Origin of the sequence: Pedobacter jeongneungensis, from assembly GCF_039538295.1 — a bacterium.
Classification (GTDB): domain Bacteria; phylum Bacteroidota; class Bacteroidia; order Sphingobacteriales; family Sphingobacteriaceae; genus Pedobacter; species Pedobacter jeongneungensis.
Genome location: NZ_BAABBY010000009.1, coordinates 105,641 through 120,689 on the forward strand (window position 1 = coordinate 105,641; position 15,049 = coordinate 120,689).

11 protein-coding genes are annotated in these 15,049 nt (G+C 40.1%); 8 read left to right on the forward strand and 3 right to left on the reverse strand.

What is annotated here, in order from left to right; translation table 11 throughout:
- The first annotated feature begins 27 nt into the window (after positions 1-27).
- Positions 28-459 (forward strand): hypothetical protein, encoded by a 432-nt coding sequence (locus ABD769_RS18205; RefSeq protein WP_344852794.1) that lies wholly within the window; start codon positions 28-30, stop codon positions 457-459.
- A 19-nt stretch (positions 460-478) separates the two neighbouring features.
- Here ABD769_RS18205 and ABD769_RS18210 read toward each other — a convergent pair whose 3' ends face one another.
- The gene (locus ABD769_RS18210) at positions 479-1,357 is read right to left on the reverse strand and encodes an AraC family transcriptional regulator (RefSeq protein WP_344852795.1); all 879 of its coding nucleotides are present in this window, start codon (positions 1,355-1,357) and stop codon (positions 479-481) included.
- A 225-nt stretch (positions 1,358-1,582) separates the two neighbouring features.
- Here ABD769_RS18210 and ABD769_RS18215 point away from each other — a divergent pair, with 225 nt between their 5' ends.
- From ABD769_RS18215 to ABD769_RS18240, 6 genes are all read left to right on the forward strand, one after another.
- Positions 1,583-4,315, forward strand: coding sequence for a DUF1553 domain-containing protein (locus ABD769_RS18215; protein WP_344852796.1), 2,733 nt, complete (start codon positions 1,583-1,585; stop codon positions 4,313-4,315).
- 12 nt (positions 4,316-4,327) lie between these two features.
- Positions 4,328-5,839 (forward strand): DUF1501 domain-containing protein, encoded by a 1,512-nt coding sequence (locus ABD769_RS18220; RefSeq protein ID WP_344852797.1) that lies wholly within the window; start codon positions 4,328-4,330, stop codon positions 5,837-5,839.
- Between the two features lie 147 nt (positions 5,840-5,986).
- On the forward strand, positions 5,987-6,919 hold the full coding sequence (locus ABD769_RS18225) for a sugar phosphate isomerase/epimerase family protein (protein ID WP_344852798.1): 933 nt from the start codon (positions 5,987-5,989) through the stop codon (positions 6,917-6,919).
- A gap of 1 nt (position 6,920) precedes the next feature.
- On the forward strand, positions 6,921-8,312 hold the full coding sequence (locus ABD769_RS18230; RefSeq protein WP_344852799.1) for a c-type cytochrome domain-containing protein: 1,392 nt from the start codon (positions 6,921-6,923) through the stop codon (positions 8,310-8,312).
- Positions 8,313-8,426: 114 nt separating this feature from the next.
- Positions 8,427-9,764: a GH1 family beta-glucosidase gene (locus ABD769_RS18235; RefSeq protein ID WP_344852800.1), complete on the forward strand. Its 1,338-nt coding sequence runs from the start codon at positions 8,427-8,429 to the stop codon at positions 9,762-9,764.
- A 54-nt stretch (positions 9,765-9,818) separates the two neighbouring features.
- Positions 9,819-10,256, forward strand: coding sequence for a putative signal transducing protein (locus ABD769_RS18240; protein WP_344852801.1), 438 nt, complete (start codon positions 9,819-9,821; stop codon positions 10,254-10,256).
- Positions 10,257-10,739: 483 nt separating this feature from the next.
- On the opposite strand, the gene ABD769_RS18245 is transcribed toward ABD769_RS18240, so the two are convergent.
- Complete coding sequence (locus tag ABD769_RS18245; RefSeq protein ID WP_344852802.1) at positions 10,740-13,019, reverse strand: aconitate hydratase; 2,280 nt, start codon at positions 13,017-13,019, stop codon at positions 10,740-10,742.
- Positions 13,020-13,227: 208 nt separating this feature from the next.
- Here ABD769_RS18245 and ABD769_RS18250 point away from each other — a divergent pair, with 208 nt between their 5' ends.
- Positions 13,228-14,172 carry an erythromycin esterase family protein gene (locus ABD769_RS18250; RefSeq protein WP_344852803.1) on the forward strand — a complete coding sequence of 315 codons (945 nt, stop codon included), beginning with the start codon at positions 13,228-13,230 and terminating at the stop codon, positions 14,170-14,172.
- A gap of 141 nt (positions 14,173-14,313) precedes the next feature.
- Here the strand turns inward: ABD769_RS18250 and ABD769_RS18255 are convergent, their stop codons facing one another.
- Positions 14,314-14,970 (reverse strand): polysaccharide deacetylase family protein, encoded by a 657-nt coding sequence (locus ABD769_RS18255; RefSeq protein WP_344852804.1) that lies wholly within the window; start codon positions 14,968-14,970, stop codon positions 14,314-14,316.
- Between the last annotated feature and the right edge of the window lie 79 nt (positions 14,971-15,049).

Genomic DNA, 15,049 nt, shown 5'->3' on the forward strand with positions numbered 1-15,049 from the left:
GCTAAACTCAATCTAAATTAAATGTATATGAAACAATCGCTCACTTATACTTTAAAAGTAACATTAACCACTCTGTTGCTTTGCACACCGATTACTTTCGCAATCATGATGGGCTATCTTAGGCTGTTGCCACTTATATCTTCAAATTACAGTTTCAATGTTAACCTGGATATAAAAGATGCTGCTGTATTTATTGTATTAACTTTCTGCACACTTTTATTTAATATGAGGAAAATTGGCGGCACCGCACCAGTAACTTATAATAAACCTAATATTATAACCAATGCAATGATGACTTCAATTGCGATCTTTTTGGTTTATCTATGGTTTCGGGAAAAATTAATGTACCTTTCAATTGATGAATTCTTAATCACATATGGTCCTACATTTCTCATTACCTTTATTTGCATGAGGGTTTATGCACTAAGAAATGAAGAAAGCCAGGCTAAATTAATTTAAAAATTGCACAGCCTGCACGTTAATTAAACCTGTTATCCCGGTACTGTTTTGGCGAAATGCCTATAATGCTCGAAAAAAGTCTGCTGAAATAATAAGGATCGTTAATGCCGATTTTTTGGGCGATTTCATTGATCCGCAAATTGGTGAACAGTAAATATTGGGTGGTTTTCTGAATTTTGAGCTGGTTAAAGTAATCGATAGGAGAGGTTCCTGTTTTCTTTTTAAAGATCGCTGATAAATAAGATGGTGATAGGTAAACCGCCAAAGCCAGTTCTTTTAAACTCAGCATTTTTTCAATATTGTTCCGCATAAAATCAATAACTTCTTCTACTTTATCAGGCTCAATAATTTTGTCAGTCTGTTTATCGGTAAAAATAATTTCTGCAATGTAGTGGTGGAAACATAAATTGGCATAAATGATGTTTTCTTTGCTAAAGCCTCTCTCCAGCCGGTTATAAATGGTATCAAACAGGATCTTCCGTTCTTCGTTAAAACCTGCATAGGCTTTGTATTGCTGTAATGACTCCACAATATTGTCGGCACCGGTCCCTGAAAAGTGGAACCAATAAATAGTCCATGGTAAAATCGGATCAGCCTGATAAATATGTGGTGTTTTTTTAGGGATGATGATGAAGTTACCGGCTTCTACATGATAAGACGTGCCCTGAAATTCAACATTTCCCTTGCCTTCGGTACAATAAATTAAAATGTGCTGATCAGCTCCATGGTTTCTTCGGGCGTAGTGATTCAGTGCCTTACGGTAATAGCCAATATCGGTAACAAATAAATTGTTGATTATTCCGTTGGCAATGCATTGTTTTAAAAGTACATTCTTTGGAATGATAATGGATTTTTGGAAATCGAAATCATTTTTTTCTCTAATCGGACGTTTTTCCATATTTAATTTCTAAAGAAAAAGTAAAATAATCCATCTTTTGCACAAATTAATACATTTTTGGCTATTATATTTTTATTCACCTTTGGTTTTACAGTAACTGTAAATTAGCAATTTAGGCTAAGAGCTGCTCCCGTTATGGTTTTGACAGATGTTTAGCTTGGTTTAACTTTGTGTATAAATACAAAACTGCTAAAAATTAATTTAAGTTTATTCTAACCAATGGTATTGAAAAAGAAAATGTTATTTACGGCCGGCTTCGCACTGGTTGTGATCACTTTAATTGCCTTTTCACTTTTTTCTTCAGAAAAACAGATTGATTTTAACGCGCAGGTAAAACCTATTCTGAATAAAAAATGTATTTCGTGCCATGGCGGGGTTAAGCAACAGGGTGGTTTTAGTGTGTTGTTTAGAGAAGAAGCTTTGGCCAAAACCAAAAGTGGTAAACCTGCAATTATCCCCGGAAATCCGGAAGATAGCGAATTTATCAAACGCTTAAAATCCAACGATCCTGAAGAAAGGATGCCATATAAGCACCCTGCCTTAAATACTGATGAAATTGATATACTGAGTGGCTGGATAAAACAAGGGGCAAAATGGGGTAACCACTGGGCCTATGTAAGTGTAAAGCCAACTGAGGTGCCCGATGTAAGTAACGACTGGATCCGTAACGATCTGGATAAGTTTATTTTTGCCAAACTGGAAGAAAATAAACTCGAACCTTCTAAAACGGCTGATAAAGCTACCTTATTAAGAAGGGTAAGCCTGGATCTGATTGGTACCTATCCTTCAGATCAGCTGGCGAAATTTTACCTCAACAGTACTAACGAACAGCAGGCTTACAATGTACTGGTTGATAGTTTATTGGCTTCGCCGAAATTTGGCGAACGCTGGGCATCTATGTGGCTTGATATTGCCCGTTATGCTGATACCAAGGGTTATGAGAGCGATCCGAACCGGAATATCTGGAGTTACCGCGATTGGGTAATTAAGGCCTTTAACAAAGATATGCCTTACAATCAGTTTATTACTGATCAGATTGCCGGCGATTTGTTTCCAAAACCAACCGATGCTCAATATATTGCAACAGCCTTTAGCAGAAATACCCCTACCAATGATGAAGGCGGGACCAATAACGAAGAATTTAGAACAGCAGCCGTTTTAGACCGTGTAAATGCCACATGGGAAGGTTTGATGAGCACTACATTTTCATGCGTACAATGCCATAGTCACCCTTACGATCCCTTTAAACACGACGAATACTATAAATTCATGTCGTATTTTAATAACACCAGGGATGAAGATGTTTCAGAAGAATATCCGCTGTTTAAAAATTTCAACGATAGTCTTAAAAATCAGCTTAACCTGTTAACCAGCTGGGTTAAAAATGTTGCAGGCAAAGAAAGGGCATCAGAAGTTGAATTGTTTTTAAAAACCGGTCAGCCTGCCATCAATTCTACCACAGCCGATCAATTGGTAAATTCGGTTATTGGCAATAATAATATTGCCTTGTACTTTAAAAACAGTTCGTCAGCGAGATTAAAAATGGTTAACCTCGCAAATGTTGATCAGCTGATCATGCGTTATAACTGCAGCAAAGCAAACGGCACCATGAGTTTACATTCAGGTTCGCCAAACGGGCCGGTTTTAAAATCGTGGAAGCTGGCGCAAACCAGTGGCTATCAGAATGTGGAAATCGATTTCCCAAAGCAAACCGGGGTAAAAGATGTGTACCTGAAATACACCAATGCTTCAGTAAAAAATCCTGACGAATTTATGGTGTACTTCGATTGGTTTTATTTTACCAGACAGTTTCCCGGAAAAGGCAGGCCAGAGTACTTAACCTATAAAAAAACATTTAATACTTTAATGGATGCGCAGGTGCCTACTACACCAATTATGGTCGAAAATCCATTAAGTATGCAGCGTAAAAATTATGTATTTGAGCGTGGTGCCTGGACGTCAAAAGGTAAAGAAGTAAAAGCAGGGGTACCGAATTCGCTGGCTTTTGCCATGCCTAAAAATGCACCAGATAACCGGATGGGTTTAGCGATGTGGCTTACCGATAAAAGAAATCCGCTCGTATCCCGTACCATGGTAAACCGTTTATGGGAGCAGCTTTACGGTGCCGGTTTGGTTGAGACCCTCGAAGATATGGGCACGCAGGGGATGGCGCCATCCCACCAGGAACTTTTAGATTTTATGGCTTACCAGTTTATGTATAAATACAACTGGAGTGTTAAAAAAATGCTGAAAGAGCTTGTTATGATGGCTACTTACCGGCAGGACAGTAAAGTATCGAATGAATTAAAAGAAAAAGACCTCTTTAATAAGTTTTATGCACGCGGCTCGAGGGTGAGGTTAAGTGCAGAGCAGATCAGAGACCAGAGTTTAGCCGTTTGTGGGGTGTTGAGCAATAAAATGTATGGTCCGCCGGTAATGCCATGGCAGCCTGAAGGGATTTGGTTTTCGCCTTATAACGGTGCCAAATGGATAACCAGTGGGGGCGAAGAACAATATCGCAGGGGAATTTATACCTATTGGAAACGCACAGCCCCTTATCCATCTGCCATCGCTTTTGATGGCGCTTCAAGAGTAGTTTGCAGTCCGCGGCGTATTCGTACCAACACGCCGTTGCAGGCATTGGTTACCCTAAATGATAGTGTTTATATCGATCTGGCGAGAAAACTTGCCCTCCGTATGGAAAAAACAGGCGGAAATACCAGTAAAACCAAAATTGCAAAGGGCTACGAAATGATTTTATATAAAAGCATTCCTCAAAACAGATTAAAGGTATTTGAAGACCTTTACGCCAAGGCTTTTGAGGAGTTTAAAAAGAATTCGGCAAGTGTTTCGGCATTTATGGGCGATAAACAAAAAAAATATAAACCGGAAGATGCTGCAATGGTGTTAGTGGCCAATGCCATGCTCAATCTGGATGAAGTAGTTACTAAAAATTAATCTGATCAGGTTATGACGAGAGACGAATTAAATGCACATCGGTTAATTAAAGAAGCGCATGAGGCAAACGCAAGGCTCCACTCCAGACGGCAGTTTTTAAAAGAAAGTGCCATGGGGCTTGGTGCTTTGGCAATGGGATCGTTATTGGGGAGCTGTGGCAATCTTTTTTCAGCTAAACAAACCAGGATCGCCTATGATCCTGCACATCCTTTATTGCCAAAATCGCCTCCACTTGTTGGTAAGGCTAAAAGTGTAATTTATTTGCACATGGCTGGTGCGCCCTCACAACTGGAACTATTCGATTTTAAACCCGAACTAATGAAAATGGATGGACAGGATTGTCCACCTTCTTTACTGGCCGGTAAAAAGTTTGCTTTTATTACCGGGGTGCCTAAAATGCTCGGTCCGCAGGCAGTTTTTGCCAAACACGGTCAGTCTGGTGCTTTGGTGAGTGATAATTTACCTCATTTTTCTACCATGGTAGATGATGTAACCTTTTTAAAGGCCGTAAAAACCGATCAGTTTAATCACGCACCGGCGCAGCTTCTGGTACACACGGGTTCGCCCCGGTTAGGCCGGCCGAGTATGGGCAGCTGGGTAACTTATGGTTTGGGTTCAGAAAACCAGAACCTGCCGGGTTATGTGGTGTTAACCAGCGGAGGCAGTTTCCCTGATGCCGGTAAAAGTGTTTGGGGAAGTGGTTTCTTGCCATCGGTTTACCAGGGCGTACAATGCAGGAGCGAAGGCGATCCGGTGTTGTTTATTAAAGATCCTGATGGAATGAACCGTGATTTGAGAAAAGCCTCCATAGAAGCCATTAACAAAGCCAACGAGCAGCAATATCAGGAATATAACGATCCGGAAATTTTGTCGCGGATAGCCCAGTATGAAATGGCTTACCGCATGCAGATATCGGCACCTGAAGTAATGAATATTAATGATGAACCCGCCTACATCCACGAAATGTATGGCACACAGCCCGGTAAGGCCTGTTTTGCCAACAATGTGTTGCTTGCACGGAAACTGGTAGAAAAAGGCGTGCGGTACATTCAGTTATTCGATTGGGGCTGGGATGCGCATGGCGATAACCCGCACAATTCGCTTAATATAGGTTTGAAAAATAAATGCAGAAGCATCGACAGGCCAATCACAGCGCTATTGCTTGATTTAAAACAACGCGGTTTATTAGAAGAAACCCTCGTAGTTTGGGGCGGCGAATTTGGCCGTACACCGATGATGGAAAACCGGAACGGGATACAAAACCCATTTAAAGGAAGAGATCATCATACTGAGGCATTTACCATTTGGATGGCCGGAGGCGGTGTTAAAAAAGGCTTTACACATGGCGAAACCGACGAAATAGGCTATAGTGCCATTAGCGGAAAAGTTGATGCCTTCGATATTCAGGCTACGATATTAAACCAGCTTGGTTTTGATCACGAGCAATTTACCTATCCTTTCCAGGGCCGTCCGTTCAGGTTAACCGATGTAGCAGGGAAAGTGATAACCGAGATTGTAGCTTAATTAGTGCGAAGTCCGAAGTCCGAAGTCGATCAGACTATCAACCAATAATCAATATTCAATAACCAATTGACAATGAAATAGTTAACAATTGGCTATGGACTATGAACCAATCAACTATTGACCAATAAACAAATGCTAAATGAACCAATGAACCAAACAAGAAGAAAATTTTTACAAAATACAGCGGTTGTTACGGCGGCTTCCATGCTGGCTCCAATACAGAATATCAGTGCTAACCCGTTTAAAAATATGAAAGCTAAGGCAGGATACGAACTGTTATTTATGCAAACCGATTGGGGTTTCGAAGGTACACGGGACGAATTTTGTGCTGCGGCTAAAAAAGAAGGTTACGAAGGGATAGAAGTGTGGTGGCCAGGTGAGGATAAAGCGGTAAAAGAGCTGTTCGATGCTGTAAAAAAGTATAAACTGGAGATTGGTTTTTTATGTGCAGGATCGCAATCAAATATAACAGAACACCTGGCTTCCTTCAAAAAGAGCCTGGATGCCATTTGCGCTAATAGTTATCAAAAACCGGTTTACATCAATTGCCATTCGGGAAAAGATTATTTCACTTATGAGGAAAACAAACAGATTATCGATTACGTAACAGCTAAAAGAACATCATCCGGGATACCGATTTACCATGAAACCCATCGCAGCCGGATGATGTTCGCGGCACCGGTTGCCAGGAATTTTGCAGAAAAAAGCCCTGAGCTCAGGTTTACGCTGGATATTTCGCATTGGTGTAATGTGCACGAAAGTTTATTGTCTGATCAGAAACAGACCATCGATTTTATTCTGGAAAAAACAGATCATATCCACTCGCGGGTAGGGCATCCCGAAGGACCGCAGGTTAACGATCCTCGTGCACCAGAGTGGACAAAAGTAGTAGAAGCTCACCTGGCCTGGTGGGACAAGGTAATTGAACGTAAAAAGAAAAACGGAGAAAGGATGACCATCCTTACCGAATTTGGTCCGGCTGATTATATGCCAACTTTGCCTTACACCCGCCAACCTGTTGCTGATCAGTGGGCAATAAATGTTTATATGATGAACTTGTTAAGAAAAAGGTATCAGTAAAATGTTAGATTTTTTTGGCCGTTTTCACCCGGTTTTTGTCCACCTGCCGATTGGGATTTTATTATTGGCCTGCATTTGTATTCTTTTATCTTTTAAGCCAAAATTTACCGGTTTAAAGTTTGCCATCCCGTTGATGCTGCTTTTAGGATCTTTAAGTGCTGTTGTTTCCTGTATAACAGGATATCTTTTGGCCAATGGCGGTGATTATGAGGGTAACCTGGTGAGTTATCACCAATGGATGGGCATTAGTGTGGCTATTTTATCAATCATTTTATGGGCCATTTATAAAAAGGTTAAATCCAACGGTATATTGGGGGCAGTTGCAGCAATTCTTGTGTTGGTGATTTCCATTACTGGCCATCTCGGTGGTTCTTTAACCCATGGAGCCGATTATTTAACTGCTCCGCTTACATCAGGAAGTACAAAAGGAGGAGCCGCCATCCCGCCAATTCCCAATGTGCAAGAAGCTATTATTTATCAAAATGCTATTCAACCATTATTAAAAAGCCGTTGTTACAGCTGCCATGGTAGCGAAAAGCAAAAAGGCAGGTTACGGTTAGATCAGGAGGAGTATATTTTAAAAGGCGGCGAAGACGGGCATACAGTTGTTAAAGGAAAAGCGGAGGAAAGTGAACTGATCAAGCGGATTCTCCTTCCTTTAAGCGATGAAGACCACATGGCGCCAAAAGAAAAACCACAGCTTACTACCAATGAAATTGCGTTGTTAAAATGGTGGATCAATAATGGTGCTGATTTTAAAAAGAAATTTAAAGATCTGCCGCAAAATGATGAAATGGAACCGGTACTGGCCAGTTTGCAAAAAGGAGAAAATGCAGGAGCTGAAATAAAAGATAGTGATATCCCCAAAGATGAGGTTTCTGCTGCTGATGATAAAGTGCTGAAAAAATTGGCAGATGCAGGTATTACAATCGTTCCGGTTGCACAAAATACAAATTATCTTTCTGCAAACTTTGTCAATGCGCAATCAATGGGAAAAGACGTTTTGGATCTCCTTAAATCAATCGATAAACAATTGCTTTGGCTTAAGTTAGAAAATGCTAAGGTAAACGATCAAACATTAACCGCCATTAAAAATTGTAAAAACTTAAGCAGGTTAAACCTGAACAATACCAAAATAACTGACGCCGGTTTAATAGCGTTAAAAGATTTAGATCAGTTACAATCGCTGAGTTTAGTAGGAACAAAAATTACCGCTAAAGGGATTAATCAGTTAAAAAAACTTCAAAATTTAAAATTTTTGTACATCTACCAAACTGGTGTAAATAAAGCAGATTTGGCCAGTATAAAAAAACTTTTACCGAAAGTGAGCCTAGATACCGGAAATTATAAAGTACCAATGCTTGCGCAGGATACCACAGTTGTTAAGCCATAGTAATATCGAAAAACAGTCATTTCATTACTGTTTAGCGCGCTTTCTGTTAAAAAGTTATTGCTTAACGATTTGTTAATATTAAACTTGCAACTTATGGCAATTAATTGGTAAACAATGGTCAATGCGAGCAATTTTGGTCAGGATTTTTTGTGGGGAGTAGCTACTGCTGCCGCCCAGATAGAGGGTACTGCAACCCAATATGGCAAAGGTCCTTCCATTTGGGATACCTTTACCGCAAAAAATGGAAAAATAAAAAAGAACCACAAATTAGATCCGGCCTGCGATTTTTACCACCGTTATACCGAAGATGTTGCCCTGGTTAAACTTTTAGGTTTTAAAGTCTTCAGGTTTTCTATTGCATGGTCGCGGATTTTGCCCGGAGGCAGGGGAGAAATCAATCAGGAAGGCATCAGGTTTTATCACAATTTAATCGATGAGTGTCTATCAAACGGAATTATCCCTTACATTACACTTTATCACTGGGATTTGCCCCAGGCTTTAGAAGATGAAGGCGGTTGGACCAGCTTCAGTATCAATGCCGCTTTTAATGCTTTTGTAAGCATCTGTGCTTTAGAATATGGCGACAAGGTAAAAAACTGGATTGTATTGAACGAACCTTTTGGTTATACCTCTTTAGGTTATATGCTCGGCATCCATGCACCCGGTAAAACGGGCCTAAGCAATTTCTTTCCTGCTGTATTGCATACTGCTCTGGCACAGGCCGAAGGGGGCAAGATTTTACGTGCAGAAATTAGCAATGCCAATATTGGTACCACTTATTCCTGCTCAGAAATTATCCCGAATACACAAAGTGATAACGACATCCTTGCCGCAAAACGCGTAGATTGTTTAATGAACCGTTTATTTATAGAGCCTGCACAAGGAATGGGTTTTCCAACCGCTGACTGGGATTTGCTCGAAAAATTTCAGATCGAATATGGTACATGGCGGCTACAGGAGCGGATGAAGTTTGATTTCGACTTTATCGGCCTTCAAAATTATTTTCCGCTGGTGGTAAAATATAATGCTTTTATTCCTGTAATCCAGGCTTGGGAAGTAAAAGCCAAAAGCCGGAAAAAGCCGCATACTGCCATGGGCTGGGAAATTAATGCCGATAGTTTTTACAATATCGTAAAGCAGTTTGCGGCCTATCCAAATGTTAAAAATATCATCATTACTGAAAATGGTGCAGCTTATCACGACAAGCTAGCTAATGGCAGAGTAGAAGACCCTGAACGGATTGAATATTTTAAGCTTTATCTCAGTGCGCTTTTGAAGCTAAAAAACGACGGCGTAAATGTTACCGGTTACATGGCCTGGACATTGATGGATAATTTTGAGTGGGCCGAAGGTTTTACAGCCAGATTCGGCTTAATTTACAACGATTTTAAAACCCAGCAGCGCACCATTAAAGATTCCGGGTATTGGTGGCAGGATTTTCTGAAAAGGTAGCGGATAAGCTGCGGTTTTCTCTTTCTTTGCTGAACAAATTCTTATGTTTGGTTTATGAACGATAGAACAATTGTTTACAGCACCTACTATAATCCCATAGAAGCCAATATTATAAAGGCCAAACTGGAAGACAGCGGTTTTGCCTGTTTCCTTGCCGATGAAAATGTAGCTACATTAAACCCTCTTTACAATCAGGCCATCGGCGGCGTAAAACTGATCGTTTTTGAAAGAGATGTAGAAGCAATCAATAATTTGCTGGCGGAAGATAATAGCCTGAATATTGGATCAGCTGATGAAACGGGCGATAATGAAGAACCAGCAGAAGAACAGCCTGATTGCCCAAAATGCGGTTCAAAAAATGTAGGTTATGGAATGGCTACCGATAAAAAATATAGCCTTTGGGCTACTATACTTGCCTTTTTAACATTTACCACGCCAATTAAAGCTAATAAGTGTTACCATTGCTACAATTGTGGTTACGAGTTTAAATAAGATTGAGAACATTTTTTGAAGCGCAGTGTCAGTAGCCATATTAAAGTTGGTTCCCGTGCTTCGCTGTATCCTTGCGCTTCGCTTCAGGGATGCCGCTGCGCCCGGGGCTAGAAAGTTCCTTTACTGCAGGAAAGACAAAACCTCACTTCATTGTATTCAAGCAGGTATTTGTTGAATAAAGCATTTTTTGGGTAAAAAGTATTCCTGCTTCTGATCTCTAAACCCGATATACGCGTATGCTGGTTTTTTCTAAACAGCAGCAGCATTAGCGGGACCAACCCCAACCTAAGCATTACTACACCTGCTTTCCAAATAAAAAAAAAATCTCATTTATTTAGCCTTCCAAAATAACGGTAGAGATTGCTTCGCCGGCTTAAAAAGCCTTCTCGCAAACGAGTTTTACAATAAAAAATCCCGTTCTGATTTAACAAAACGGGATTGATATTTTAGACTCCAGACTTAGGAATAAAGACTCTGGACTAATTAAAGCGCTGACTTAGCCGCTGCTTCAGCCCTGATGATATTTAATGCACCTCCAGCTTTAAACCACTCAATTTGTTGAGCGTTATAACTGTGGTTTACAGGGAACGATTCTTCTGTGCCATCAGCGTGGTGTAAAAGCAAAGTTAATGGTTGGTCAGGAGCAAAGGTTGTTAAGCCTAAGATATCGATGGTATCATCTTCCAGGATTTTATCGTAATCTTCTTTATTGGCAAACGTTAAACCCAGCATTCCTTGTTTCTTAAGGTTGGTTTCGTGGATACGGGCAAAAGATTTTACCAATACAGCACGCACACCTAAGTGACGAGGCTCCATAGCAGCATGCTCACGAGATGAACCTTCACCATAGTTTTCATCACCCACAACGATCGATCCTAAACCAGCCGCTTTGTAATCGCGTTGTGTTGCAGGAACCGGACCGTATTCGCCGGTGAGTTCATTTTTAACATTATCTGTTTTATCGTTGAAGAAGTTAACTGCACCGATAAGCATGTTGTTAGAAATGTTATCTAAGTGACCACGGAATTTTAACCATGGACCAGCCATAGAAATGTGATCGGTTGTACACTTTCCTTTGGCTTTGATTAAAAGTTTTAAACCTTTTAAATCTGTACCTTCCCAAGGGGTAAATGGATCTAATAATTGTAAACGGTGAGAAGTTGGAGAAACCAAAACCTCAACTTTAGAACCATCAGCAGCTGGTGCCTGGAAACCTGCATCTTCTACAGCGAAACCTTTTGTTGGCAATTCATCACCTGTAGGTGGATCCAATTTAACCTGCTCGCCTTTATCGTTTGTTAACGTATCGGTTAATGGATTAAAACCTAAATTACCAGAAATGGCAATTGCAGCAACCATTTCTGGCGACGCTACGAAAGCAAAAGTATTAGGGTTACCGTCAGCACGTTTAGCAAAGTTTCTGTTAAACGAGTGTACAATTGTATTTTTTTCTGCTTTTTCTGCACCTGTACGGTCCCACATACCAATACATGGTCCGCAGGCGTTGGTGAAGATTGTTGCATCTAAATCTTCGAAAGTTTTTAAGAAACCATCACGGTTAGCCGTGTAACGCACCTGCTCAGAGCCCGGGTTAATACCGAAAGCCGATTTAGTAACCAAACCTTTAGCAATAGCCTGGTTTGCGATAGAAGCCGCTCTTGATAAATCTTCGTAAGAAGAGTTGGTACAAGAACCGATCAGTCCCCATTCTACTTTTAAAGGCCAGCCGTTTTTCTCTGCTTCCACTTTCATCTGAGAAACCGGAGTAGCTAAATCAGGTGTAAACGGACCGTTTAAATAGGGTTCTAATTCATCAAGATTAATTTCGATCACCTGATCGAAATAATTTTCCGGATCAGCATAAACTTCATCATCACCTGTTAAATATGCAGCAATTTTGTTAGCTTCATCAGCCACTTCATCTCTGCCTGTAGCACGTAAATAACGCTCCATGCTTTCATCGTAACCGAAGGTAGATGTGGTAGCACCAATTTCTGCACCCATGTTACAGATGGTACCTTTACCCGTACAGCTTAAGTTGATAGCACCATCGCCAAAATATTCTACAATTGCACCGGTACCACCTTTTACGGTAAGGATACCTGCAACTTTAAGGATAACATCTTTCGCAGCAGTCCAGCCGTTCAATTTTCCTGTTAATTTAACACCGATTAATTTAGGGAATTTAAGCTCCCATGGTAAGCCAGCCATTACATCACAGGCATCAGCACCACCAACACCAATAGCAACCATACCCAAACCACCTGCATTTACAGTGTGTGAGTCGGTTCCGATCATCATTCCACCCGGGAAAGCATAATTTTCTAAAACTACCTGGTGGATAATACCTGCACCTGGTTTCCAGAAACCGATGCCATATTTATTTGATACAGAAGATAAGAAATCAAAAACCTCAGCACTTTCAGTTTTAGCATGAGGTAAATCTATTGAAGCACCCTCTTTAGCCGTAATTAAGTGATCACAGTGAACAGTAGAAGGAACAGCCACCTGTGGCCTGCCTGCCTGCATAAATTGCAATAATGCCATTTGTGCTGTTGCATCCTGCATCGCCACGCGATCTGGTGCAAAATCTACGTAATCAGAACCACGTTTAAACGCCGTTTTAGGATCTCCATCCCAAAGGTGTGCGTACAATATTTTTTCAGATAATGTTAAAGGCCTGCCAACTATTTTACGCGCAGCCTCAACACGGCTACCGAAGTTCGCATAAACCTTTTTAATCATGTCTATATCAAAAGCCATCGATTTTTATTGGTTAAAAGGTAATACTTCTATTCTAATAGCTGCGAATTTACAAAAAAAATAGACCTCTTAAGGTCATCCTTAGATCATTGTATTATTTGGAAATATTCTAAATAGTTAGCGGAGAATAAATTTTTAATTTTATTGCAAATGAGTCATTAAGTTTTATGGAATCTGGATGTTCTGATCATCAATCTGATAAAAGATAATGAGAAAAATATGTTACCTGATGTTGTTGCTCTGCGCAACTTTTAATGCAAAAAGCCAGGAAAATAATGGCGAAAAGCTAAAGTGGCTGAATAAAAATGCGGTTGATCTGAAATCTGCTTACCTGAAAACACTTTCAGCACAATTAGGCCAAAACGTTATGGTGGGCCTGGGAGAGGCTTCGCACGGTACAGAAGAATTCTTTCGGGAAAAAAACAAAATAGTTGAATACCTGATCACTGATCAGAAATATACTCAGATCGGGTTCGAAGTTCCGGATGAGGCCATGGCAAAGGTAAACGATTATGTTACCTCTGGTAAAGGCGATTTAAAACTATTACTAAAAGATTTCAGGTTGTACCATACAAAATCCTTTTTCGATCTTTTCGAATGGGTAAAAAATTATAACCTTGACCCAAAGCATACTAAAATTGAGGTTTTTGGCTTCGATAACGCTGGCTATACCAATCCATTTGAACGCGATAGCCTGATGGCTAAGAATGCGGTAGAGCGGCAAACAAAAACCAAGGCTAAAATGGTGGTTTGGTCGCATAACCTGCATTTATTAAAAGATACTACGGGCGGCTATAAAGCATTCGGCTATTTCCTGAATAAGCATTACAAAACCGACTTCTTTAACATTGCTTTTGATACTTATGAGGGGAAAGTGAATACCATCAGTGTTAATGATGATGGTACCAGCGAGGTAACAGCCCATCAGCTTGAAACCCCGGCCACTGGTTTTACAGCGCTATTTGCAAAAGCCAGATACGATAATTTTTTTATTGATTTTCGGAACATTAATCCTTTCTCAGGAGTAAAAGATTCGATCACCAATATCTGGGCAGATTGGAGGGCACCTTATGCCATGCCAATCCGGGTGGGTAATGATTTTGATGCCATTATCTTTATTAAAAATACCACGGCATCGCTTCCGTTAAATTAAAAATTTCATTTATTTATTTGCTGTTCAAAATCGGACATATTTGTACGGTTTTGAACAGTTTTTTGTTTGGTGCTATTTTAAGATATTGATAGTGAGGTGTTTGTTTGCTTTTTTTATGCTTGGCATAAGATTGGCTTGGCGCTATAACGTTGAAAAAGTGAAACCTTTTTCAGTAAAATAAGCTAATGCCTTGGGAAGTGTATAAGATAAACGATCAAATGCTTTTAAACTATCGTGAAAAACAATTATAGAGCCATTCTCGGTATGTTTTATCACATTTTGATAGCATTTTTCGGGTGCAAGATTAATATCGAAATCACCACTGAGCACGTCCCACATTACAATGTTCAGTCTTGAGTCTTTAGTCTTCAGTCCTGAGTCCGACTTTGGACTTCGGACTTTGGACTTCAGACTTTTAATCTGGCTTTTCTTAATCCTCCCGTAAGGTGGGCGAAAAAGATTAGTTTGCGTAAGTTTCTGGCATTTTAGTGTATTTTCGAGATAGGTTTCATCATCGGTTTTCCAGCCTTTTAAATGGTTAAAAGTGTGGTTGCCGATGGCATGCCCGTCGTTTTTTACACGTTCAAAAACCTCGGGGTGTTTTACAATATTATCGCCAATGCAAAAAAATGTAGCTTTAGCATTGAAAGCTTTTAAAGTTTTTAATACAAAATCTGTAACATTGGGTATAGGTCCATCGTCAAAGGTCAAATAAATAACTTTTTCGGTGCGGGATTTATTCCACAACAGTGATGGATAATACCATTTTAGCAGAAGCGGTGATTTGATCAGGTACATTTAGAACCAAAGTTAGTAAATGCCTGTACAGATTGAAATTATTAAAGTTGTTTATATAGATTTGAAACAAATTATGAAG

What these genes read in the sequence shown, in the direction of transcription:
- ABD769_RS18205 (WP_344852794.1), top strand. Translation starts at nt 28, where the DNA reads ATGAAACAATCGCTCACTTATACTTTAAAAGTAACATTAACCACTCTG.
- ABD769_RS18210 (WP_344852795.1), bottom strand. Translation starts at nt 1,357, where the DNA reads ATGGAAAAACGTCCGATTAGAGAAAAAAATGATTTCGATTTCCAAAAA.
- ABD769_RS18220 (WP_344852797.1), top strand. Translation starts at nt 4,328, where the DNA reads ATGACGAGAGACGAATTAAATGCACATCGGTTAATTAAAGAAGCGCAT.
- ABD769_RS18225 (WP_344852798.1), top strand. Translation starts at nt 5,987, where the DNA reads ATGAACCAAACAAGAAGAAAATTTTTACAAAATACAGCGGTTGTTACG.
- ABD769_RS18230 (WP_344852799.1), top strand. Translation starts at nt 6,921, where the DNA reads ATGTTAGATTTTTTTGGCCGTTTTCACCCGGTTTTTGTCCACCTGCCG.
- ABD769_RS18235 (WP_344852800.1), top strand. Translation starts at nt 8,427, where the DNA reads ATGGTCAATGCGAGCAATTTTGGTCAGGATTTTTTGTGGGGAGTAGCT.
- ABD769_RS18240 (WP_344852801.1), top strand. Translation starts at nt 9,819, where the DNA reads ATGAACGATAGAACAATTGTTTACAGCACCTACTATAATCCCATAGAA.
- ABD769_RS18245 (WP_344852802.1), bottom strand. Translation starts at nt 13,019, where the DNA reads ATGGCTTTTGATATAGACATGATTAAAAAGGTTTATGCGAACTTCGGT.
- ABD769_RS18250 (WP_344852803.1), top strand. Translation starts at nt 13,228, where the DNA reads ATGAGAAAAATATGTTACCTGATGTTGTTGCTCTGCGCAACTTTTAAT.
- ABD769_RS18255 (WP_344852804.1), bottom strand. Translation starts at nt 14,970, where the DNA reads ATGTACCTGATCAAATCACCGCTTCTGCTAAAATGGTATTATCCATCA.